The organism is Nocardia sp. bgisy134 (assembly GCF_057708325.1).
In genome coordinates this window covers 1-22559 of record NZ_JBYIRW010000011.1, presented here as the reverse complement: position 1 = coordinate 22559, position 22559 = coordinate 1, and the positions used below count along the sequence as shown (strand labels likewise).

Sequence of the window (22559 nt, the reverse complement as noted above, 5' to 3'; positions counted from 1 at the left end):
CGGTCAGGGCGATTCAGGCCCGGTGTAGGGCTGTCGGTAGCACAGGCAGAATCGGGCGTCGGGTGAGCCTGGGGCGTCGCCGAGTTGGATGCGTGCGGTGTAAGGCTCGCCGGTGGTGGGGTCGCGCAGGTGGATGGGGTCATCGGGGCGGCGGCCGTAGGCGATCGCGATGCTGGTGTCCCACATCTGGCTGAACAGGGCTGAACCGCGCAAATCCCGGAAGAGGGTGCGGGCGTGCGGGGTCTCGCGGTGGCGCCCGAGTGCACCGCGCAGGGTCGCGACGAGGTAGGTGGCGGCGCTGTGGTGGTCGACGACGAGGTGTTCGGCGGTCGGGGCGGCGGATTCGGGGTGGAAGAACCACAAGCAGATGTTGTCGCCGAACTGCTCGACACCGGGCAGAGCCGCGCGGAAACGCTGGTTCGCGAGCACGAGGTTCCACAGGGGATCGATGTAGGCGGCGGCGACGTCGCGGTCGTCCAGGCGAGCAAGTTTCGCCCGGCGATCGGGGGTGAGGGTGCGGGCGCGCAGCTCCTCGAGCGGTGAGAGCGGGACCGGCGGGCGGGCGAGGTCGCGGGTGTAGCGTTCCTGAGCACGATCGAGGTGGTAGGTGGCGACGAGGTTGTTCAGAACTGTCGCCGTGCATCCGGCGTCGCCGCGCTCGATCATCTTGAGCAGCTCCTTGCTGATGTGGAGGTGGGCGGCGGCGCGCGGGCGAGAAAGCTTGCGGCGCTCACGGATCCGGCGTGCCCAGCCGCCCAGGTCGGGTATCTCCGGCCCGGTGCGGTCCTGGCGGCGTCGTCGTGGACGGCGGGCCGGGTTCGTCGTCGGGTTCATCCAAATCCCCTCCTACTACGGTATTCCGTATCCCCCTCCGGGTGGGGTACGGTGAAAGGTTCACTCCCCCTAGATGATTCGTTCCTACCAGAGAGAGATCATCCCGGCAAACAGCGTTTTCCGTGAGCTAGCCGACGAATAGCCGAAGGCATCGAAGGTGGCGGCGCGGAGTATTCGCTGCGCTCGCCCGCCGGAGGGGACACGCACCCGCAGACTTTCTCGACTAGCACTTTCTTTACCCCTTCCACGCATAGGCGCAGGCCACTGCACCGATTCGGAGGGGTAAGAAAAGTGATAGCACAATCCTTACCCCTCGAAGGGGTAGCGCGGCAGCGGTTTTCGGGGCTGTGATGGTGGAGCAATCACACCTGCTCCGAAAGGCAAACCCATGGATATCTACAACATTCTGTCGCTACTCGATGCCGGGGCCTCGCTGGTCTCGAACGTGCTGACGATCGTCTCGCAGGGACTGGGTCTGGTCCTGACCTACCTCTGACACCTCACACCATTCCTCTCCAGATGAGGAATAGGGTCACGGGTCCCCGGCTGAGGTCGGGCAGCCGGGGACGCCCAGCATTTCTCACACATATTCACGCGCATTCCCCGACTCTTTCTCTCCCACCTTTTTCTCCTTCGATCGAAGGGTTATTCGTCATGCCCGAAAACGGGAAACTACCCCGGACCGCCCCACTTTCGGGGCGAGGTTGCGGCCCAGACACCCGTCACTCCCGCCAGGTGTGCGGCGGGAGGCTGCTGTGGGGTGGCCGCATGTTGGCTACCGGTGTCCTACCGGTGGTGATGATGATCACCACACCCGAAGCCGTTGCGGTGACGCTGGATCCGATCGCCGACCAGCCCGGGGTCACCGCCCCGGTCCAGCCCGGCACCGCCGCTCCTGCCCCGCCCCCGCCACCGGACCCACCGCCGCCCGAGCCGCCTGAGTATGCGGTGCAGCCGCCCGAGGTCCGCAACGGCCCGGCCCCGCGCCCGGCCCCCCAGCCGGGTCCCGCCCCCTCGATCCAGGTGATCGAGCTGCACTCACCGGAGCCCGTGCCCCCGGTCGCGCCGATCGAGCCACCCCCCAACACGATCCGGATCGGCCAATGGCAGACACCCTCGCCGGACTGGGTCCCGCCGGAGGTCCGCGACACCATCAACGACGTCGCCGCCGACGCCGAGGCCCAAGCGGCGACGTTCCTGGACTCGGTCGGGATCCCAGCCGGGCGCTCGGACCGGGTCGCCGGTTCCACGATCGCCGGGGCCGGGGCCGGTGGCGCGATCGGCGGCGCGCTCGCGGGTGCCCCGGCAGCGGCAGCCGGTGCCGTGGTGGGCGGGCTGGCCGGGGGCACGATCGGCGGTATCGCCGGTGCCGCGATCGGCACGGTGGTGGCGGTGCCGGTCATCGGCACGATCACCTCCGGTGTCGCCGGAACCGCGATCGGCGCAGCGGCCGGTGCCGTCGCGGGCGCATTGGTCGCCGGTGTCCCCGCCGCCGTGGTCGGCGCGCTCGCCGGTGGCACCGTGGGCGCGGGCTTCGGGGCCGGGGTGGGGGTGGGTCAGCCGTGACCGGAATCCGCATCCACGTCTTGACCGCCGCTGTCCTGACCGCCTGCATGAGCGCGCTCTGCGCGCCCGGCACGGGGTCGGCGCAACCACCGGCCGGGCCGGACTGCCCGGTGTTGTGGGTCCTCGGGGTGCAGGGCACCGGCGAGTCCTCCCCCGCCGCGTCCGAGACCGCCGACACCGGAATGCTGGGCGCGATACTCGGCCCGGTGGTCGCGGCGGTGCCGAATCTGGTGCAACGCACCTACATTCCGTACTCGGCAGCATTCGGTGGCGCGGTAGGCACCGGCGGCGGCAGCGCCCCGTACACGTCCTCGGTCGGCGAGGGCCTGGCCGCACTGGAGGCGACCGCGGAGAGGGTCGCCGCTGACTGCCCCGACACGGCGTTGGCGGTGGTCGGGTATTCCCAGGGCGCGCAGGTGGTCTCGGAATTCGCCCGTGCTGTCGGCGCGGGCGAGGGACCCGTCACGCCCGAGCGGGTAGCGGGGATCGCCCTCTACTCCGATCCCGACCGCGCCCCGGGCTCACCGGTGATCCCCGGCCGCCCAGGCCAACTCAGTCCCGACCCGGCCCCGGGCACGTCCGGGGCGGCGGTGTCGGGGGTGGCGATCACCACCGCCCCGGCCTCCGGCGGCGGGATCGCCACCAGTTCGGGTGTCGAGTACGGGGCGCTGACCGGCCGGGTGACCGACGTCTGCGTCGAAGGCGACCTCAGCTGCGCGGCACCCGAACGCGCCGCCCTGCTCCGGATGGCCGCGCAGCTCGCCGCCCAAGCCGATCTACGTGATCCGATCGCCGCACTCGGCTCGATCCAGACCCTGCTGTCGGGAGCGCTGGGTGAGGCGTGGACCACAGTGGTCAACAACGACTTTCAGATCGGGGCCGGGTTCGTCGATTACGCGCCCGCGGCGAGTCTGGCCGAGCGCCTCATCGACGCCTCCGACCCCCGCACCCCGCCACCCGGCCCGGACGCCACCGCTGCCGCCTCAGCGCGGTGGGGGCAGATCACCGCGATCGTGGCCTCCGACCCGGTCGGGCATTTGCCGAAACTGGCCGGGCAACTCTCGGGTGCCTGGGGGCAGCTGATGGCCGACAACGCCGATCTGACCAATCCCGTTGTGTGGCTTAACTACGCCGACATAAACGGCCGCCACACCAGCTACGCCGCCACCGGTCAACTCGCCAGCGGCATCGCGTGGCTGACCGCACTAGCCCACGACCTCGCCGGGAGCCAACCATGACCAGCGACTTCTACCACCCGCCGACCCTCGACGGCCACCGCCCCGGAGACCTGGTGCGCACACGGCCGGTGTTCGTTGCCCAGCTGAGCCAGGCGCGGGGGGCGTGGCAGGTCGTCTACGTCTCGGCCAATTCCCGCTCCGAACCCATCGCCGCCTCGGGGATCGTGCTAATCCCCGAGGCGGTCGCCGCCCCGGGCACGACCGCGATCCTGGTGTACTGCCCCGGGTTTCGCGGCCTGGGCGGTGTCTGTGCGCCCTCGCAACTGCTGGCGATCGGTGCCGAACCCGACACCACCGCGATCGAGGCCGCATTGCGGCGAGGGTGGGTGGTGGCGATCCCCGACGGGGAGGGCCTGGGCATCATCGGAGGCGGACCGCACACCTTCCTCGCCGCGCGCGCCGGGGGCCGGGTGGCGCTGGACCTCGCGCGAGCGGTGTATCGGGGCGCGAACCTCGGTGTCGCGGTCGCACCGGTGGTGGCCTGGGGATACGCCGATGGCGGGCGGGCGGTCGCCGCCGCCGGGGAGCTGCATCCCTGGTATGCGCCGGAGCTGGACTTGTGCGGTATCGCTGCCGGAGCCGTGGCTTCCGACCTCGCCGCCCTGGCACCGGCGTTCAACCGCGGCGAGGCCACCGGCCTCGGGCTCGCCGCCATGGTCGGCCTCTCCCACGCTTATGAGCACCTGCCGCTGCGCCAGGTGCTGTCCGAGGACGGGGCGCGCGCCGTCGAGCAGGCCCAGCACCTCACCGCCGCCGAACTGCTGCAACAGTTCCCGCAGCCGGTGGCGCACTGGTGCCGTCGTCCCGAGCCCTGGAACGATCACTGGTGGCGGCGGGTACTGGCGATGGAGACCCTCGCCCACACCCGCCCCGGGATGCCGCTGCACCTCTACCACGGCGGGCTCGACACCATCGTTCCCGTGTCGGCGGGACGTCGCACCCTCATCGCCTACCGCCAACGCGGCACGAAGGTCGACTGGCACGAGTACGACGGCGATCACCGCAGCACCGCGCACTGGGCCCTCTCCGATGTCCTGGCCCGGCTCACCGAGGACATCGCCAACGGCCCCGTGTCCCAACCCACCTCGGCGTCAGCCGACGCCGAGGTGAGGCCGGGCGCGTGAGCCACCCCTGACCCCTCCGGGGGAACCTGCCCGCACCCCGCGACTCCCCCACCTTCCCCCTCGGGGTGCGGGCAGGCCCGGAGACAACCCGATCCGAGGCGAGATGAATGGCGAGGTACCCCACAACAACCCGTCCGATGACGACGACGCCGAAGCATGGGTTGACCTGCCGCAGACTCGGCCGGACCTTCAGGTCGTCCTCGGTCACAGCACCGGCCCCGACGTCAACGATCCCGACCAGTCGCCCTCGCCCGAGGACGACTGGATCTTCCAGTTCCCCGAGCCTCCCCACACGTCCGTCACCGACACACCCTCCCGATGGTGGGTCAGTATCCGATACCGGATGCCGGGCGGGGCCTGGGCCGCACTGGGGGCCACCATCTCCATCCTGATCGGTGTCGTGGTGGTCGCCGCCGATGACACCGGCGGCACCGCCCAGCATGTGCAGGCCACCGCCGCGCCACCCAACTCGACCGCCACAGCCCAGGGCCCGTGTGCCGGGCTCTCGGGCACCGTGGTCACCGACCGCGCCGGGGACCCCGCCACCCTGGCCGGGGTGATCGCTTCTTTCGAGGCGGCCTACTACATCGACCGCGACGCTTCGAAGGCGATGTTGTTGGTTGCGCCCGAGACCGGGATCACCGCCGAGGGCCTCGCCGCGGGCATCGCGACCATCCCGCCGGGCACCCGGCACTGCGTGGCGATCACCCCGATCACCCCGACCACGGCGAACGTCCATATCGCCGAAGTGCGTCCGGACCTCAAGCGGATCGACTACCTCCAGCTGATCAACACCCGCCCCGCCGATACCGGTAGCGCGTTGCTGATCTCCAACTTCCAGAAGCAGGGATAGGAATCAGGATGAGGACAGGCTCGCAGGCGCCGTTTCTGATCGCCGTCGCCGGACTGAGTCCCCGCGCCGGTACCACCACGACCACCGTTGCACTCGCCCACGCCTGGCCAGGCCCGGAAGCCGCCCTGATCGTGGAAGCCGACTCCGCAGGCGGACAGCTCGCCGACATGGTCGGCGCGGACCCCCACCTCGGGCTGGCGAGCCTGGCCCGGCGGACCACCCCCGGCCAGCCCATCACCCCGAACCTGCTCGCCCAGCATGTTCAGCACCTACCCGGAGGCGAGGCACTTCTGGCCGCCCCACCCCACCACGACCCCACGCAAGCCCTCCCGGCCGCCGAACTGCTCACCGATCCACACGCGGGCTGGCGAGCCCTCGGCGCGACCGTGTTCGCCGATTGCGGTGTCCCCGAGCCGGACTCGCCCGCACATCCAGTCATCGCCGCCGCCGACGCCGCCCTGTTCGTCGTGCGCGCCGAGCACATCGACCCCGAGCCCGCCGCACAGCGCATCCTCGACCTCACCCGCCGCAGACGCCCCCGGGGCATCGTGGTCATCGGCGGCAGCCGCGCCTACGTCGCCGCGATCAAGTTCCCGGTAGTGGGCACCCTGCCCGCCACCCGCGCCGGAGCCCAGGCACTGCTGACGGGCCGCCGCGCACGACGGCACCTGACCCAGCCCGCCCGCCGCATCACCACCGCCGTGGAAATCCAGCTCCGCGCCGACGGCCGCCACGAACGCCTCGCCCAGCCCTCCACACCCCGCGCTGCCCGCCAGGACCGCCCAAGACGCCGTGACGAGGGCGGGCCCAGGATCTACCGCATCGAGCAGCCGCCTGTCCCCACACCACGCCCTCGCACACCGGAGCCCGTGGTTGTGGAAGCCGCAGAGCCCGTCCCGCCGCCTCCCGCCTCTGAGCCTGTGCTCGTGGTGGAGGCCGAGGATGCCGGCCAACCCGGCGAGGGCGGCCTCGCTGCGGCGCCCGAGCCCAGCCTCCGCCCCGAGACCGAGATCGCGGGCTCCCCAACGGCCCCGATGCCGGAGCAGGCTGGACCTGCCCTGGCATTGCGGGTATTCGGGCCGACACGGATCTTCTGGCGTGAGCCCGAAACCGATGAGAGCGTGGAGATCACCTCGCAGTTGCAGCCCCGCATCCGCGAACTCGTCGCGGTGCTCGCCTTGCATCCGGACGGGCTGTCGCGAGGCCAGCTGACCGAGCTGCTGTGGGGCGAGCGCCCGATCGAGCGGGCATCAGGCGTGCTCACCAACACCCTGAGCCGACTGCGCACCTCCCTCGGTGCGGCCACCGGCGGCCAGATCACCGAACTCCTCGCCGACGACCGAGCGCACTACCGCCTGTCCGTGACCGCGGTGAGTGTCGACTATTGGGAGTTCAACGCCGCCGTCACCGCGCGCCGTCGCGCCAGCAACGACAGCGAGCGAACCGCCGCGTGCCGGGCGATCGCCGCGATCGCCACCACGGACCTGGCCGCCGACCTCACCGACTCCTGGACCGAACCGGTACGCGAATCGGCACGCCGCGACACCCACAACGCCCTGCAATGGCTGGCCACCCACGACGCCGACCACGACCCCCGCGCCACCCTCGAACTCCTCGAGACCACCGCCCAAACCGACCCCTACAACGAAGCGCTCTGGCGTGACATCCTCCGCCAGCACGCACGCCTGGGCGAATACGCCGCCCTCGCCCGCACCTACACTCTCCTGACCCGCAAACTCGGCGAGATCGGCGAAACCCCGAGCCGAGAAACACGCCAACTCCTCGAATACCTACGCCGAGGAGAAGACCGCAATACTCCCCGGCCAGGCCCCTGACCGCGCCCGGTGGAGAAATGCAACTAAATCGCCAGCGTTATCGGATTCGATGCATTTCATTGCTGGTAATATTCGTATTCGGCCAGCGATATTCACGGGCGGGCGATGCGAATTACTCGGTCTCCGATGAATATGTCCGCGAGGCTCGAATCGTATCGAGAAGTGTGCGGAGTGCTCTTCTATTTCGGCCGGATGGCGGTTGGCTATCTCGGCGTGGTCAATCCGTGGGGTTTTCTGTGGGGAAACGTGTAGGGCCATCCGTGGGGCGCTCAAAAGGCCCCACCGCACCCAGGCATACCCGCAGCTAGGAAGGCACACCCATGACCGGGTGTCATCCAGGATTGTCTATATACAAAGCTATATAGACATGCGTCGCCGCCGGTTGTCCTGGTCGATCGTCTCACTCGGCATTCGCTCCGGCTTCATTATCTCCCCATCGTTCCGTTCCCCTCTTTCTCCTCTTTCTATTTCTTTGAATTGTCTTCACGCTTCGGCTGGTCGCGTGCCAGGCCGAGGTGAATTCGGCGGGGTCGTGCGCATTTCATTTCTGCCTTGTCTTGTCGCGCGAGGCGGACTCGCGGCGAATTCGGGGAATTTCGGCGAATTGGGTTGAGAGGTCGTTGTCGGTCGAGCTAGCGTCGAGCCGTTCCCGGAAATCGCCGGGACATTCCCCGAATTCCCATTGGCAGCCTCGCCGCACGTATGCCACGATCCGCCGTGGTTTTGCGTTTTGGGTTCGTAGTTTCAGGAGATGAAATGGCAAACAGCACTTCCCCGGTGACCTTGTCCGGTGCCCGTTTGGGCAATGGTGAATTGCGGCGCATGGTGGCCGCCGAATTGGCCGCCAATGCGGGCCGGGAGCTGTCCCCCCGGGAGATCGCGAAAACCCTCGTGCGTTCGTCCGGTGCGGTCGGCAACGCCCTCGAGGCGCTGACCGCCGCCGGGCACGCCGACCGCACCTCGGCCTCCCCCCGCCGCTACCGCGCCAACGCCGCCACCGCCACCGCCGCCACCGCCCCGGCCGCCACCGCCGCCCCGGCCCCGGCGGTCCCGGCGGCCGGTACGGCGGCGAACCCGGCCCCGCGCCGCCGCCGGGCACCGAAAGCGGCCACCGCCCCGGCCGCCCCGGCGCGCACCGGCAACACGGTGGCCCGCCCGAACGGACAGGACTACCACGTGCGGAAGTTGGCCGGGCGCGCCGATGTCGATGTGTTGCAGACCATGCGCGCGGCCGAGGTGCCGGTGCTGCTGTACGGCCCGCCCGGTACCGGGAAGACCTCGCTCATCGAGGCCGCCTACGGTGACCTGCTGACCGTGCAGGGCGACGGGGACACCACGGTCGCCGATCTGGTGGGCGAGTACACCCAGAACCCGGACGGCACTTTCGTTTTCGTGCACGGCCCGCTGGTCCGGGCCATGCGTGAGGGCCGGGTGCTGTTCATCGATGACGCGACCCTCATCCCGCCGACCGTGCTGTCGGTGGTGTACCCGGCCATGGACGGCCGCCGCGAGATCGTGATCAAAGCCCACGGCAGCGAGATCGTGAAAGCCGCGCCCGGGTTTTTCGTGGTGGCCGGGCACAACCCGGGGGTGCACGGGGCGATCCTGTCCGATGCGTTGGCGAGCCGGTTCGCGTTCCAGGTGCAGGTGGGCAGCGACTACGACCTCGCCGCCCAGCTCGGAGTGGAACGGGGGGCGGTGAAGGTGGCGCGGGAGCTGGCCGCCCGACAGGCCAAAGGCGAGGTCGGGTGGGCACCGCAGCTGCGCGAGCTGTTGGCGTTCCGCAAGATCGCCGCCGCCACCGACTCCGCCACCGCCACCGCCAATTTGATCGGGGCCGCACCCGAGGACGACCGCGACATCGTGGCCGCCGTGGTGCGCACCGTGTACGGCACCAACCACGCCCCGCTGGCCCTCGGCCCCCGCATCTGAGCACCCACCCCGCTACGAAAGGGACCACCCGCCATGACCGGCCACGTGATCACCACCCCGGCCCCCGCCGCCCCGACGACCACCCCCGCCTCGGCCTCTGTGCCTGTCACCGATGGGTGGGCCACGCTCTCGGCTGCCATGACCGCCGAGGCCCCGCCGATCGCCGACCGCGAGGACTTGACCGTGATGATCGCCCCCGGCGCTGCTTTCGGGAACCCGGCGGTGTTCATGCCGGGCCGCGCGGCCATCGAAATCGACGGCACCCGCCTGAAAATCGACCCCGCCACCGCCCACCCCGAACGCAACAGCGACCGCAACCGCTACCCGGCGGTGTGGGGCGCGCTGGTACACGAATGCGCGCACGCCAAGCACTCGACGTGGGACCCGCCGCCGGTGGCGCACCCGGAGGTGGTCGATGCCGCGATGCTGCTCGAGGAGTCCCGCATCGAGGCCGCCCAGATTCGCCGCCGCCCCGACGACCGGCACTGGTTGCGCGCCAGCGCCACCGAGATCGTGATCGGGGACAACGGCGGCGCGATCGCCGCCGCCCAGATCCCCCCGACTCCCTACAACGCCGCCCTCAACGCCGCGCTCATCCTGGCACGGCACGACGGCGGCATCCTCGACGCGACCGAGGTCGCGCCCGCCGCCACCGCGATCGAGGCCATCCTCGGCACCGACACCCTCGACCAGTTGCGAGCCATCTGGCGCGAGGCCCACACCTTGGCCGACACCGACGCCGCCGCCATGCTCGAGCTCGGGCAACGCTGGCTCGATATCGTCGGCCCCGACCCCCACACCGACCCCGTGCCGTCCTCGCCGCTGGGGGCCGCGATCGGCGACACCGTGACCAACATCGGCAACGCGGTCGCCGCCTCGCCGGTGGACCCCGACCCGGCCGAGATCGCCGCCGCCGCCCGGCGGGCCGCCGAACGCGACGCCAAAGACGCTGCCACGCAAGCACGAAAGGTGTTCGGCGACGGGTCGGGCCGAGGCCGGACCGCGAGCACGCGACGGACACGCACCGCCCGCCCGGAGGAGCACACCGCCGCGCGGGTGCTCGCCCGCGCCCTCAACACCGCCGCCACCCGCGAACGGACCGCCGTGAAAACGACTTCCGCGCTGCCGCCGGGCCGGTTGCGGATGCGCGGCGCGCTGGCCCGGGAGGCCCAACGCGCCGCCGGGGCGATCCCCACCGCCGAACCGTTCACCCGCACCACCCGCAAAACCCCTCCGGTGCCGCCGTTGCGAGTCGGTGTCGCGTGTGACGTGTCCTCCTCGATGGGCAGCTACGCCGCCCCGGTGACCTCGGCCGCGTGGATCATCGCCCGCGCGGCCGAGCTGGCCACCATGCCCGCTACGACCGCGACCGTGACATTCGGGGCCTCGGTCAAACCGATCACCTACCCCGGCACCGCGCCCAAGAGGGTCACCGAATTCAGTTGCCCGGACTACCTCCACGCCATCGATACCGCTGTCGAGGCCCTCGACGGTGCCCTCGACCTGGCCCGGCCCGACGCGACCCGGCTGTTGGTGATCATCTCCGACGGCCAATACCGGGGCCGCAACCGTCGCCGTGCCCAGGCCCGCGTGAACGCGCTGCGCGCGGCCGGATGCGCGGTGCTGTGGCTGGCACCGGCCAACAGAAAGCCGGAGCCGCTGGACGGAGTGACCCTGCACTTGGTTACCGACCCGGCCGCCACCGCCGCCGCCATCGGCCGCGCTGCCACCGCCGCCGTACGCGCCTCCTAGCCCCCCGGGTGCCGCCCCGGGCCACCGGCGAGGGGCGGCACCCGGACCGAACACCACTGCCCGCCCCACCCGGGGCAGCAACGACAGGAAACGACACCATGACCGGCACCGCCTACCCGATCGCCACCACGGCCGCCCTCGACTCGATCTACGTGATCGCCAACGCCATAACCGGCGACCAGTTCGTCATCTACGCCCCCGGCCCCCACGACGAGCGCGGCATGTACACCGTTGCCCACGTGACCGGCGGCACGGGCGGTTACACCGCCCCGCGCATTCACCTCGTGCACCCCGACGACATCGCCGCCTACGCCACCGGTGCCGTCGACCGGATGCGCCGGGGCGGGCACGGGCACGCGGTGAGCGTGTGGCTCGACCGCACCACCGGCCCCCTCCACGAGCACCTGACCCGATGAACCCGCCAGCGACACAACCGAACCCGAACTCGAACCCGGACCGCGAACAGGCGAACCACATGCGCCCGATGAAGAACACCAAGAGTCACGACGAGGACGGCGTGATCAAACCCGACGCCCAACTCAGCGGCAACGCCTACGTCATGGTGACGCTGCGCGACACCGACGACCCCTACGGCCGGATCCTGCTGGTGTGGAACCCCCACCGCTGCAACCACGGCTACACCATCTGCGTCGAGTGCGCCGACAGCTGGGAACTCGACCACCACGTCCACTACGACCTCACCGGCGGCGGACGACGGCTGCGCAAAGCCCTCGACACACCGCCCGCCATCGCCGACACCGCCGAAACCGACACCGGCGGTACCCAGCCCGCCGAGGCCGACACCGCCGAGGCCGACTCGTGGCAGGCACAACCCGCGCGAGAGGTGGCGGTGTGCCAGAACCAGATCGGCACACCGCCACCGACCGCCCTCGTTCTGCGCGGTGTGCTCGCCCGCCGTGACCCGCGGCGAGGCCGCCCGGCGTGAGTCGCCCTCGCACTGTCGCAACAATTGCCCGCGAGTCGAATTCCTCTCGTGCTGTTCGCATTCCGGAATTCGACGAGAGGAATTCGGGGCCGGAATTTGTTTCTACGTTCCGCTTGACATCGCACACCGTATCGAGCGTCCATGGAACCCGGAACGGCACCGACCCCCCGGGGGAAACGCCCCGATCGGTGTGGTTTCCGTCCCGACCGGGACATCACCGAATTCACCGAAACCCATTGTTGGAAGGATCCGCCATGTCCAAAAAGAAGAACACCACCACCGCGCCCCCGGCACCGGCCGCGCCCGCCCCGGATGCCGCCCCTGCTGCCCCGGACAGCGGTTCGGGGGCGGCGCGTGTGCCCGTGCTGCGCACCGACACAGACCGGGCGTTGTGGGCGGCGCTGGGCAGCAACCCCGGCAGCAACCCCGCCGCGCTGGCCGACGCGGCGGGCATCGGGGTGTCGACTGCCCGGCGCGTGCTGGCGGGGTGGGAAACCGCGGGGGCCGCGCGGTCGGCCACCGACCCCGCATCGCCCCGGGCGGCGAAAACCTGGACCGCCGGATCCGCCGCCCCCGAACCCGCCGCCGAACCGGCCGCGCCCGAACCCGCCGAACCGGAACCGGCCACCCCGGAACCCGCCCCGGCTGATCCCGCCGCGCCGGAACCCGTTTCGCCCGAACCGGCCGCCTCCGCCGAGGAGGCGGCACCGGCCGACCCCGTGCCGGACAGTGCGCCGGAGACGGCGGTAGCTGCCCCCACGGGCGACGATTCCGCCGACCCTGTCCCGGCGGCACCGGTCCCGGACGACGACGCGGCAGCGGCCAAGGCGGAGTCGGCGGTGGAGCGGTTGCCCGCCGGGGCGTTGCGGGGACAGGTCGAGGATTTCCTGCGCGACAACCCCGGAAAGGAGTTCACCCCGCACCAGATCGGCAAGGCCCTCGACCGGTCCAGCGGCGCGGTCCACAACGCCCTGGTCACCCTGACCAAGCAGGGGACCGCTCACCAGACCAGCACGGCCCCCAAGAAATTCACCCTCGCGTCCTGACGACGGGGCGATGCCGGAATCCCCGGAGCTCTTACCTCCGGGGAGTCCGACACCGCGCCACTCAATCTATCTCCTGAGAAAGGTGCCCGACCATGTACTCCACTCCCACCCCGGCCATCCTGGCCTCGTCCCTGCACAAGGTGTTCGCCAACTCCACATACGCACCCGACAGCCTCGCATTGTGGCTCGAGATCGCCGACGTGGCCGTGCGTGAGCTCAGCATGCCCGTTCCCCCGGCGCTGATGCCGTGGGTGCCGGTGATGCTGCGCTACCGGCTCCACCGGACCGAGGGCGAGTTCTTCCCCTACACCGGTTCGGTGCGGATCCTGACGGGGGCGCTGACCGGCACCTCGTTCTCCGATCCCGATGCCGCCGCCCGCGCGGTCGTCGCCGCGACCCCGGCCCCGGTGACCGGACGCGCCGAGGGCGACACCAGTGACGACACCGACGCGGTGCGGAAGGTGTTGCCGTCGTGGCGGTTCCGGTCCACCGTGCCCCCGCTCATCTCCTAGCCCGCCCACGCACTGAAACGGCCGGTGGTGCCGAGCGAATTGCTCGGCACCACCGGCCGTTTCGCTGTGCGCTGTGCGCTGTACGGGGGCGGTGCGGCGGCTACTTCGTGCGGTCGATGGCCCCGACGATCCAGTGGGTCAGCACGGGCGCGGCGGTGTCGTAGCCGGTGGCCGGGAACACGGCCGTGTCGCCGTTCTGCGGGGCAGCAACGCCTGTGCCCGTGGTGGTGCCCGCCCCGGCGGTGGTGGCGGTGTTGTAGGTCTGGGTGAGGATCGGGAACTGGGTGCCGGTGAACGCGCTGGCGGTGGCCGAAAGGAGATCGGCGGCGATCGGTGCCAGTCCGGTCAGCGCCAGGACGGCGGCGACGGGGTCGCCGTAGGCGAGGGTTTCGGCGGCGGTCCAGGCGATCTCCTGCGCGTGGCCGATGTCGGTGGCGATGCGGGTGATGTCGAGACCGGCCAGGACACCGACGATCTCGGCGGCGATCGTGGCGACCCCGGAGCTGTCCAGCGGGGCCGCGATCGTCAGCGCGCGAGCCACCAGGCGCAGGTCGAGTCCGGCCGCCAACTGCACCAGCGGGGCGAACTGGTTGTTCAGGTCGCCCGAGACGCGGTGCAGGCCACGCAGGTCCCCAGCGGTGAGCAGGCCCGGCAGCTGGGCGAGGTCGGCCACGATCGCGGGCACGTTCGCGGTGAAGCTGGCCAGCCCGTTGAGCACGGTGACCACCTGCGCGAGAACCTGCGAAGCACTGAGCTGCCCGGTCGAGGTTGTGCTGGTGGTCGTGGCCGGTGCGCTCGTCGTGGCGGTGGGGACCTTCGCCGAGGTCGTGGGGGCTGCGGTCGTGGTCGAGGCCCGCGTCGGGGCCGGGGTGGATGTGGCCGAGGCGGAGGTGGCGGTGGCGAGAGCGCGGCTCACCGCGGCGAGCACCGGAGACGACTCCGCGGTGGTCGAGCAGTAGCTGTCGCCCTCGGCGCAGAGCGTACGAACCAGGTCGGTCAGGTCGCCGAAGCTCTTCGGGCGCGGACCGGTGACGCCCTGCCCCGAGACCGGGGTGCCGAGCTGGGTGGTGGCGGGGTCTCGGCGAGGGTCGGAGACGAGCGCGACGGCAACGACGCGCGAGGCCGGGATCGGGCCCGCCTTGTTGCCGATGCTCGTGGCGAGGTCACCGGCGACCTCGGCGCCCTGGCCGTAGCCGGCCAAAACGACTCGCGTGTCCGAGCACAGCGCCGAGACCGCCGCGGTGAGCTCCTGTCCGCTCACGGACCCGGCACCTATGGTCGGCGCGGCGAGTGTGCGGACCTCGATGTCGCTGCCGTAGCGGGCGGTCAGCGATTCCCCGAGCTGGGTGAGGATCACGGCGGTAGCCTCGCCGGTGGTCGGAGTTGTCTCGTAGGTGCCCTGTACCAGCAGCGCGGTCCAGCGCGGGCACTGGGTACCGGTCGGGCCGGTGGTGGGTTCGGCGGCGGCGACACCGGCCGTCACGGTGGTGGTGGCGATGGCCGCGCACAGTGCCGCGTGTGCGGCGCGCCGAGCGCGGGCGGTTCGAGTGTGGTTGCGGTGCATGAGATTTCTCCGTTCTCGTGGCGGGTGGTCACGGGGCGGCGCGGGAGTCGTTTTGGGCGGGTGTGGGTCGGGTGGCGGCGTAGTAGTCGTCGCCGGACCAGCGGTAGGACGAGATCTGAACGGGCTCGTTGAAGGTGGGTGCGTGCACCATCTGGCCGCCGCCGAGGTAGATGCCGACGTGGTGGACGTCGGCATCGGTGCCGTAGAACAGCAGGTCTCCGGGGGCGAGCTGGTCCTCGGAAACCGGTGTGCCGGTGTGGACTTGGTCGTAGGTGGTGCGGGGGATGGAGATTCCGGCGGCGCGGTAGGCGGCTTGGGTGAGCCCGGAGCAGTCCCAGCCGCCGTTGACCTCGGGTCCGTTGCCGCCCCACACGTACGGCAGGCCGAGCTGGGCGCAGGCGAAGGAGATCACTTGCGCGGCAGTCGGGTTCGGTGGTGAGGCGGTGTGGCAGTCGCCGCCGGAGGTGGTGTCGGTGGCTCGGTAGCGGGCCGCCTGGTCCAGGACGTCACGCACATACCAGTCGGCGTGGTTGTAGGCGAAGATCGCGCTGTACATGTCCTCGGGTGCGCCGGAGTCGCACAGGTAGAACGCGGCAGCGTGGATCGCGTCGGAGGGGTTGTAGCGCGAGGGCGGGCTCGCACCACCGGCAGGCAGAGGATGGCGCGCGGTCACCGAGTCGAAGGTCGAGGCCAGGAACTGCATCGGACCGCCAGCACCGGAGCTGTTCTCGCCGGAGGACACCCCGGGCAGGGTGGAGCGGCCGTGGTCGGTTTCGATCTTGCCGATCGCGGCGAGCACCGACCAGTCCAGCCCGGGACAGTCCCCGGCGGCAGCCTGGTAGAGCACGAGCATCTCCGCCGGGATGTCCTGTTGCGCTTCGGCACTCGGGGTCGAGCCGGTGCCGGTCGAGGTCCCCGGGGCGGGCGCGATGAGCGCTTGGTCGAACACGACGACGGCGCTGACCACGGCCGCGATCACGACCACGCAGAACACGAACGCCGCGCAGCCCGCTCCGAGTGCCTTGACCAGCATCGCTACCTCACTGGTATTCCGAGGTCGGTGGCTGGGGCGGGGGCGGGGCGAGGGCGACGACCCCGCTAAGCGGTGCCCAGGTCGGCTCCGGGTCGACCTCGCTGGACGGCGGCGTACGCCTCGGCCAGACGGCGGCGAGTTCGTGCAGGCGCCTGCGGCCGGAGTCGGTGTCCAGTGGCAGCCACACCTGACCGGCCGGACTCGCCGCGGTGACCGAGGCGAGGAACTCGGCGGCGGCGGTGGCGACGGGCACCGCCTCGGGATCGGGCAGCCGCTCCCACGTCCGGCGCAAAGCCGCGCGAGCGTTGGCCTCTCGCGCGGTCGTCGGCACCCACAACAGGACCGGCGTGATGACCCCGGTGGTGCGGGCCAATTCGGCGAATCCGTGCAGCTTGGCCGCGACTCGGGACAGGGCTGTGGTGCCGAGGTCGTATTCGACGAAGAAGTCGAGCAGGTCCTCGCCGTGGGTGTAGCGGCCGTGGGCGTCGGGACGTGCGAGGTCGCCCCAGAGCCGTTGGCATCGGGTCTGGGACCACCACCGCGACACCTGCCCGCCGTGGGGGTGGGTGACCAGGGCGGTGAACCATTCGGCGACGCCGAGAGTGTGGGTCAGGTGCAGGCTGTGGGCGACCGAGAGCGCAGCTTGGTGGTTGTAGCCGAGCTCGCGCACGCTCGTTCCGGCCTCGGCGGCAAGGATCGATGCTCCGGCGGGGGCGAGGGTCCAGTGGTAGGGGGCGCTGCCCCGAATGCGCAGGGGCCGGAACCGGTCCAGGAGCCGGTAGGTGTGCAGGATCGCCAGGCGGCGGCGCGCGATCTTGGCGGTCGAGAACGCCAGCGCGGCGAGCTGGTCGGTGGTCAGGACCCGGTGCTCGTGCACCATCCGCAGAATCCAGCGATCACGCCCGGTCAACCCCCGCACTACCGGGCTCGGGTCTCGCGGTCGGGCAGGGCGGGGTGTGCGGGTGTCGGCTTGCCGGTCAGGATTGGAGATCATCGGTGCAAGAACCTTTCTCGGGAAATCTCGGGCTAGGGCAGCTGGGGATCCGGCCGGACCGGGTCCGGCCCGTCGTCGTCGGACGGGCCACCACGAGACGGGGAGCTGCCCGGTGCTGTGGTGAGGCGAGCGCGTGCAGCGGCGGCGATCTCGCGGGCGCGACCCGGGATCGGCGGGTCCAGAGGACGGGTGGTGAGGGTGAACGGGCGTGCGTTGCGGCCGTCGACTAGCAGGCGGGCGGCGGCGTGGAAGGCGTCGAGATGGGACAGGTCGTGCTCGGACAACCAGGGCTCGGTGTGGCGGGCCAGGTCCCGGGCGTCATCAGGGCTGACAGCGAACACGATCTTGTTGCGGGCATTGGCCGAGATGCCGTCGCGCAGCTCTCGGGAGAGCTGGCCGAGGTTCTGGTGCGCCAGCAGCAGCGACAAGCGCAGTCCTCGGGCTTCGGCGAGCATGTCCTCGATCGGCGTCGACAGGTTGAGGAAGTTCTGCGCCTCGTCGAGCACGAGTGCCGCGTCGGGCCGGTCGGCGGCGGGCACCCGCGCCCGCGCGGTCACCGCCTGCCACGTCCGCGCCACCAGCAGCGACCCGACCAGACGCGAGGTTTCCTCTCCGAGTGAGCCTTTCGGCAGCCGGGCCAGGCAGATGCCGCCGTTGTCGAGGATGTCGGCGAACTCGACCGTCGAGGGGCCGCCCGCGATTGCCGAGCGCACGAACGGCCTCAAGAGGAAGGCCCGCAGTTTGTTCAGCAGCGGCCCGGTGAGCTGAGCTCGGCCGGTGTCGGACAGCGTCTCGTAGCTGTCCCAGAACCCCCGCAGGACCGGGTCTTTCGCAGTGCGGGTGACCCGGGCCCGGAACGCGGGCTCGGTGAGCAGCCGGGGCAGATCGGCCAGGGTTGCGGTCCCTGGCTGGGCGCACAGGGTGAGCAGGCTGGCGCGCATGATGTCGTCGGTGCGCGGCCCCCACCACTGGTGAAAGATCCGGTGAAAGACCGTCACGAGGTTGTCGACCGCGAGATCCATTCCCGCGCGACCGATCCGGCCGATGTCGAGGGGGTTCACGCACGGCGGCGGGGCGGCAGAGTCGGCGTCGAACAGCACCACCCGCTTACCCATGCGCGAGGGCAACCGCGACAGCACATCGGTGACGAGATCGCCCTTCGGGTCGATCACGATCACCCCGCGCCCGGCCTCGGCATCATCGAGGATCGTCCGAGCCAGCAATGTCGACTTGCCGACACCGGTCGGGCCGAGAATGTGCAGGTGATGGCGGGCATCGGAGATCTTGACCGCGACCGGGCGGCGAGTCCCGGTGTCGGCCATCCCCAATGGTTTCGTGAACTCCCCGCCGACAGGGATCTCCGGGGCGGGAGACAAGGCGCGAGCCCCGGCGCGTTGCAGGCCGGGTAGCCCGTCGTCGGTGGGCAGATGCGCGATCGTCGCCAGCTCCGGCACCGACAGCACATCCCCGCGCCCGAGACGCCGCTGCCGGATCAACCGCTCGAGGCGCAGGCGACGCCGACGCCGGTAGTAGTTGTGATCGGTGCACGCCCCGAACACGGTGGCGAGCGCGTCAGCGCGCCCGCGTGCCACGACTCGCGCCTGTGCTTTCGGGTCGGTGTCGTCAAGGTCGGTGGAGACCGGGATCGAGGCGGCGTAGCGCACGACCGTTTCCCAGTGCGCGCCACGCGCTTTGGCCGCTGCCGCGCGGGCGGCGGCGCTGTATTCCAGCGAGGTTTGGCGGTCGGTGGCCCGCCCGCCTCCCAAACCAGCGGCGGTGTGGGAGGCGCGGGCGGTGCTCGTGCCGGGAGTGAGCAGATTCAGGGCCTCCCGCAGCAACCCCGCCACGACGCCTGCCCGGGTGCTGGTGCTCGCCGCGGCGCGGGTGGCTCGGGCGACGCGGCGGCCGGTGACCGGGCGAGCGAGGATCTGCACGCACGCGGCCTGCCCGGGAGCGAGGTCGTCGGCGGCGGTGATCAGGTTCCGAACGAGATCACCGGAGTGATCGGTGCTCAACGGCAACCCCTCCCGGCGGCCGAGTCGCAGCTCGCCTCCGGCCACGACCCGCCGCACGCCCTTCACTGGGGCCGGTAGCGGAGGTCGGGCGGGTTCGAGGGTGTCGGTGTGCGCGCCCGGCCATGCCGAGGCGATGGCCCGTTCGATGAGCCCGGGTGGGATCGCGCCGGGTACCCAGAGCCGGATCGCGGCCCCCTCCTCCGGGGTGACGGTGTATTCGAACCCGAGATGCGGCTGTCCCAGCAGCGTTCGGGCCCAGGCCGGGCGCAGCTGCCCGATCAGGTGAGCCCAGAAGGCCAGTGCGCCTTTGGCGTCGACCTCGGGTGGGGTGAGCACGGTGATCTGGCGAGCACGCGCACTCAGCCGGCGCCGACGCCACCGGGCCAGAACCCGCACCGCGGCGAGCACCCCGAGCACAGCCGCGATCACGCCCAGCCCGGAGCCGGACCCGAGTGCGTGTTCGATCGTCTCGGTGAGATCGCGCAGGGCCGTGCCGGGCGCGAGAAGCGCCCGGCCCAGCCACCCCTGCTCGGGGTTGTGCGTGGTGTTCACGCGGCCACCGATCCGGTCCCGGTGGCATCGCTGGTCGGCAGCGTCGCGACGGTGCCGAAGGGGAACCCCCCGCTCGCGCGACGCCGCTCAGCCACACCGGTGGTGTCGGGCTTGCGCAGGATGACGACGTCCTCGTGGGCGATGAGGTGCATCGGCAGTCCGGCGGCGCGCTGTTTGACGATGAAGTCGCGCTGGAAGAACGAGCTGCGGGCGACGAGTTCGCCCTCGCTGAGGCGACCGAGCAGCGCCACGCACCGCTCGACCGGGACCAACCCGGCCAGCTCGGCGCAGGTGAACAAGTGGGCGGGTAAAGGCACGAGCTCGGCGTGCTGACGCCACGGCCGCGCGGTGACCACGACATACCCGCCCGGGGCGAGGTATTCGGCGGCCCCGGCGAGGATCTTGGTGAATCCCGAGAGCAGGCGGCCGAGTCCGACGTTGGCCAAATTGCCCCGGTCCAGGACCGCGCCGTAGCGGTGATTGGACTTGAGCACCGGTTGCGTGCGGTTTGCGCGGACGTGGCCGTGCACGGAATCGCCGTAGGGCGGAGAGGTGATCACCAGACTCGCCCGGCCCCGCAACTCGGCCGGGATCAAGTCGGGCAGCTTGCGCGCGTCTCCGTGGTAGACGTTCGCGTCGAGATCGATCCCGGCGTCACGGGCCAGGGCGATGTTGGCGCGGGCCAACTCGGCCCAGCGTGACTCGTATTCGACGCCGACCGCGCGGCGGCCTAGATGCAGGGCCTCGACCAGAGTGGTGCCGATCCCGCACATCGGATCCAGGACGAGGTCGCCGGGACGGGTGTAGGTGGCGACGGCGTGGGCCACGATCGCCGGGAACATCTTGGCCGGGTGCTTGACGCTGTCGGGGACATAGCGGCCCCGCCGCTGCGCGGCCGGGGCGTTCTGGGCCGTCGCCCACACCGACACCAGCCGCGCGGCCGGAGGGGTCTGTGGGGCAATCGCGGAGTCGAGGTTCGTGGTGTTGGTCGCGGCGGGATCGAGAGTCATGCGGGCGTCCTTCGCGTGAGAGTTCGGGTGGGCGAGGGTTGTGTCGGCTCAGCCATGGGCGGGCTGGAGGAAGACGAAGACGTCGGTGTGCGCGACGACATGGGGCGCGGTGCCGGAGGAAGCCGGGTCGGCAGGCGGCGCGGTGACGGCGGTCCCGGAGACCGGCGCGGCGATGATGTGCTGGAGGTAAAGCAGGTCGGCGGCCTGGGCGGCGGCCACGACCGAACCGGCCGGGTCGGTCAGGACTCCGGAGTCGCTGTGGCGGCAGCGGGAGAGAACGACGAGCAAACCGCCCATCGCCATCACCTCGGTCGCGAGTGCGGCGACGTGCTCGGCGGCGGCGATCGGGTCGAAGTGCTCGGCCAGCAGGCTCGCGATGACCAGATCCACCGGCTCCCCGGACCGGTTTCGGTCGGTGGGGGCGTCGAGGCCGTGGCGGTCCAAATCACCGATCTCGGCCACAGCAGCAGCGGTGTCGGGCTCGAGCACCCGGAGGTTGCCTCGGGCGGTGGGGGCAGGCCAACCGACCAGCATCACCCGCGAACCGGGCTCGGAGAACTCGGCGATCGTGTGAGCCAGGACCGGTTCGGGCCAGCGGTCGTCGGGATCGAGCGGCTTGGGACCGAGCGCCCACAGGGTCGAAGGGACGCGCACCGGCGCGGAGGTGGAGCGGGGTCGGCGGGAACTGGGGGTCATTACGGCCTCCTGACGAGAGAGCGGTGTGTACTCGCTTACTTCCGCCAAAAAGCCGTTTTCGGGACACCTCGAAAGCAATTATTTTCTGAGAACTTCCTGAGCGGAAAACGGTCGCCGGATCAGGGTTGGGCGAAACTTTTTTCAAGAATTTTCACGACCGTTTGCCAAGGTGGACGGAGGTGTATCCGAGCCGCACCCGCGCCGCACCCAAACCACACCCGGAACGCACCCAAACCACACCCGCGCATACATATTCGCAGGTAGATGCACCTCCGTTTGGCGGCGGCGACTCAGGTGGTGATTGGGTTGCGACAGGTAGCCAAATATTCGCCATCTCGGCGCGGGTGCGTTTTGGGTGTTATGCGGATGTGTTTCTGGTGTGGTTTCGGGGTGATTTGGGTGCGTTTTGGATATGGGTCTCCGGTGTCCTTGCGAGGTCGGAAGTTTTCGATTGAGCAAGGAGATTTGTGGTGACGAATTCGAACGTCGCGAAATATCCGGGACCGGGTGGTAAGCCGGGCTCACCGCTGGCAGTAGTCCGGGCGGGCTTCGACCGGATCGCCGCGCAGGCGCTGCCCATCGATCCGCGCCCGGTACCAACAGCGCAGGCCACCGCCGCCGGTCCGGTGCGCACGTGGGCGCAGCTGCGCGAGCGGCTGTGGGATCCGGTGACACCGATGGATGAGGTCGACGCGATCTGGGTGTGGCTGCTTGAACGAGTCCGCGCCGAGGACGAGGACGCGATGCTGGTGTGCGCCGCACTGGCCGCACCGATGCTGTCGCGAACCGCACGCGAATACGCGACACCGAGTAACACCGCGCGCCACGACATCGAGTCCGAAGTGCTGACCGCCTTCCTGGGGCACCTCCCGCGCGTCGGCTTGGAAGAGCCGGGCGTGTGGCATCGGCTGCGGTGGGGTGCCTACCGCGCCATGCTCAAGGCGGGATACCAGCAGCAAACCGGCGTGACGGTGGTCGGTGACCTCGATCTCGACCTCGCCCCGCTCGGTAAACGGGTGCAGGCGATCGTGGGGGGGGCCGGCGAACCCCAAACAGG

At 70.7% G+C, this 22559-nt stretch carries 19 protein-coding genes; 12 read left to right on the top strand and 7 right to left on the bottom strand.

Annotated features, from left to right (window positions below):
• Nucleotides 1–3: 3 nt before the first annotated feature.
• The gene (locus AC3ERS_RS20055) at nt 4–834 is read right to left on the bottom strand and encodes a helix-turn-helix domain-containing protein (protein WP_431969569.1); all 831 of its coding nucleotides are present in this window, start codon (nt 832–834) and stop codon (nt 4–6) included.
• A gap of 768 nt (nt 835–1602) precedes the next feature.
• Between AC3ERS_RS20055 and AC3ERS_RS20050 the strand changes: the two genes are divergently transcribed.
• From AC3ERS_RS20050 to AC3ERS_RS20000, 11 genes are all read left to right on the top strand, one after another.
• Nucleotides 1603–2400 carry a hypothetical protein gene (locus tag AC3ERS_RS20050; RefSeq protein ID WP_431969568.1) on the top strand — a complete coding sequence of 266 codons (798 nt, stop codon included), beginning with the start codon at nt 1603–1605 and terminating at the stop codon, nt 2398–2400.
• Nucleotides 2397–3638, top strand: coding sequence for a cutinase family protein (locus AC3ERS_RS20045; RefSeq protein ID WP_431969567.1), 1242 nt, complete (start codon nt 2397–2399; stop codon nt 3636–3638). Before AC3ERS_RS20050 ends, AC3ERS_RS20045 begins: the two co-directional genes overlap by 4 nt.
• Nucleotides 3635–4762 carry a lipase family protein gene (locus AC3ERS_RS20040; protein WP_431969566.1) on the top strand — a complete coding sequence of 376 codons (1128 nt, stop codon included), beginning with the start codon at nt 3635–3637 and terminating at the stop codon, nt 4760–4762. Before AC3ERS_RS20045 ends, AC3ERS_RS20040 begins: the two co-directional genes overlap by 4 nt.
• Nucleotides 4763–4865: 103 nt before the next feature.
• Nucleotides 4866–5615 (top strand): DUF8176 domain-containing protein, encoded by a 750-nt coding sequence (locus AC3ERS_RS20035; RefSeq protein ID WP_431969565.1) that lies wholly within the window; start codon nt 4866–4868, stop codon nt 5613–5615.
• An 8-nt stretch (nt 5616–5623) separates the two neighbouring features.
• Nucleotides 5624–7450, top strand: a complete 1827-nt coding sequence (locus AC3ERS_RS20030) for an AfsR/SARP family transcriptional regulator (protein WP_431969564.1) — start codon at nt 5624–5626, stop codon at nt 7448–7450.
• Between the two features lie 756 nt (nt 7451–8206).
• Complete coding sequence (locus tag AC3ERS_RS20025; protein ID WP_431969563.1) at nt 8207–9382, top strand: AAA family ATPase; 1176 nt, start codon at nt 8207–8209, stop codon at nt 9380–9382.
• 33 nt (nt 9383–9415) lie between these two features.
• Nucleotides 9416–11134, top strand: coding sequence for a VWA domain-containing protein (locus AC3ERS_RS20020; protein ID WP_431969562.1), 1719 nt, complete (start codon nt 9416–9418; stop codon nt 11132–11134).
• 98 nt (nt 11135–11232) lie between these two features.
• The gene (locus tag AC3ERS_RS20015) at nt 11233–11550 is read left to right on the top strand and encodes a hypothetical protein (protein ID WP_431969561.1); all 318 of its coding nucleotides are present in this window, start codon (nt 11233–11235) and stop codon (nt 11548–11550) included.
• 68 nt (nt 11551–11618) lie between these two features.
• A complete protein-coding gene (locus tag AC3ERS_RS20010; RefSeq protein WP_431969560.1) occupies nt 11619–12080 on the top strand; it encodes a hypothetical protein in 462 nt (153 codons plus the stop codon).
• A gap of 254 nt (nt 12081–12334) precedes the next feature.
• Nucleotides 12335–13126: a hypothetical protein gene (locus tag AC3ERS_RS20005; protein WP_431969559.1), complete on the top strand. Its 792-nt coding sequence runs from the start codon at nt 12335–12337 to the stop codon at nt 13124–13126.
• 92 nt (nt 13127–13218) lie between these two features.
• Nucleotides 13219–13638: a hypothetical protein gene (locus AC3ERS_RS20000; protein ID WP_431969558.1), complete on the top strand. Its 420-nt coding sequence runs from the start codon at nt 13219–13221 to the stop codon at nt 13636–13638.
• 100 nt (nt 13639–13738) lie between these two features.
• Here the strand turns inward: AC3ERS_RS20000 and AC3ERS_RS19995 are convergent, their stop codons facing one another.
• The 6 genes from AC3ERS_RS19995 to AC3ERS_RS19970 are packed head-to-tail and all read right to left on the bottom strand — an operon-like array spanning nt 13739 to nt 21502.
• The gene (locus tag AC3ERS_RS19995; RefSeq protein ID WP_431969557.1) at nt 13739–15202 is read right to left on the bottom strand and encodes a cutinase family protein; all 1464 of its coding nucleotides are present in this window, start codon (nt 15200–15202) and stop codon (nt 13739–13741) included.
• Nucleotides 15203–15230: 28 nt separating this feature from the next.
• Nucleotides 15231–16235, bottom strand: coding sequence for a C40 family peptidase (locus AC3ERS_RS19990; protein WP_431969556.1), 1005 nt, complete (start codon nt 16233–16235; stop codon nt 15231–15233).
• Nucleotides 16236–16242: 7 nt separating this feature from the next.
• Nucleotides 16243–17229 (bottom strand): replication-relaxation family protein, encoded by a 987-nt coding sequence (locus AC3ERS_RS19985; protein ID WP_431969555.1) that lies wholly within the window; start codon nt 17227–17229, stop codon nt 16243–16245.
• A 32-nt stretch (nt 17230–17261) separates the two neighbouring features.
• Nucleotides 17262–19796: a type IV secretory system conjugative DNA transfer family protein gene (locus AC3ERS_RS19980; RefSeq protein ID WP_431969554.1), complete on the bottom strand. Its 2535-nt coding sequence runs from the start codon at nt 19794–19796 to the stop codon at nt 17262–17264.
• Complete coding sequence (locus AC3ERS_RS19975) at nt 19793–20806, bottom strand: TRM11 family SAM-dependent methyltransferase (RefSeq protein WP_431969553.1); 1014 nt, start codon at nt 20804–20806, stop codon at nt 19793–19795. The genes AC3ERS_RS19980 and AC3ERS_RS19975 overlap by 4 nt, the downstream gene beginning before the upstream one ends.
• 48 nt (nt 20807–20854) lie before the next feature.
• A complete protein-coding gene (locus tag AC3ERS_RS19970; protein WP_431969552.1) occupies nt 20855–21502 on the bottom strand; it encodes a hypothetical protein in 648 nt (215 codons plus the stop codon).
• Between the two features lie 470 nt (nt 21503–21972).
• Between AC3ERS_RS19970 and AC3ERS_RS19965 the strand changes: the two genes are divergently transcribed.
• A partial coding sequence (locus AC3ERS_RS19965) for a hypothetical protein (RefSeq protein WP_431969551.1) occupies nt 21973–22559 on the top strand: 587 nt, incomplete at its 3' end.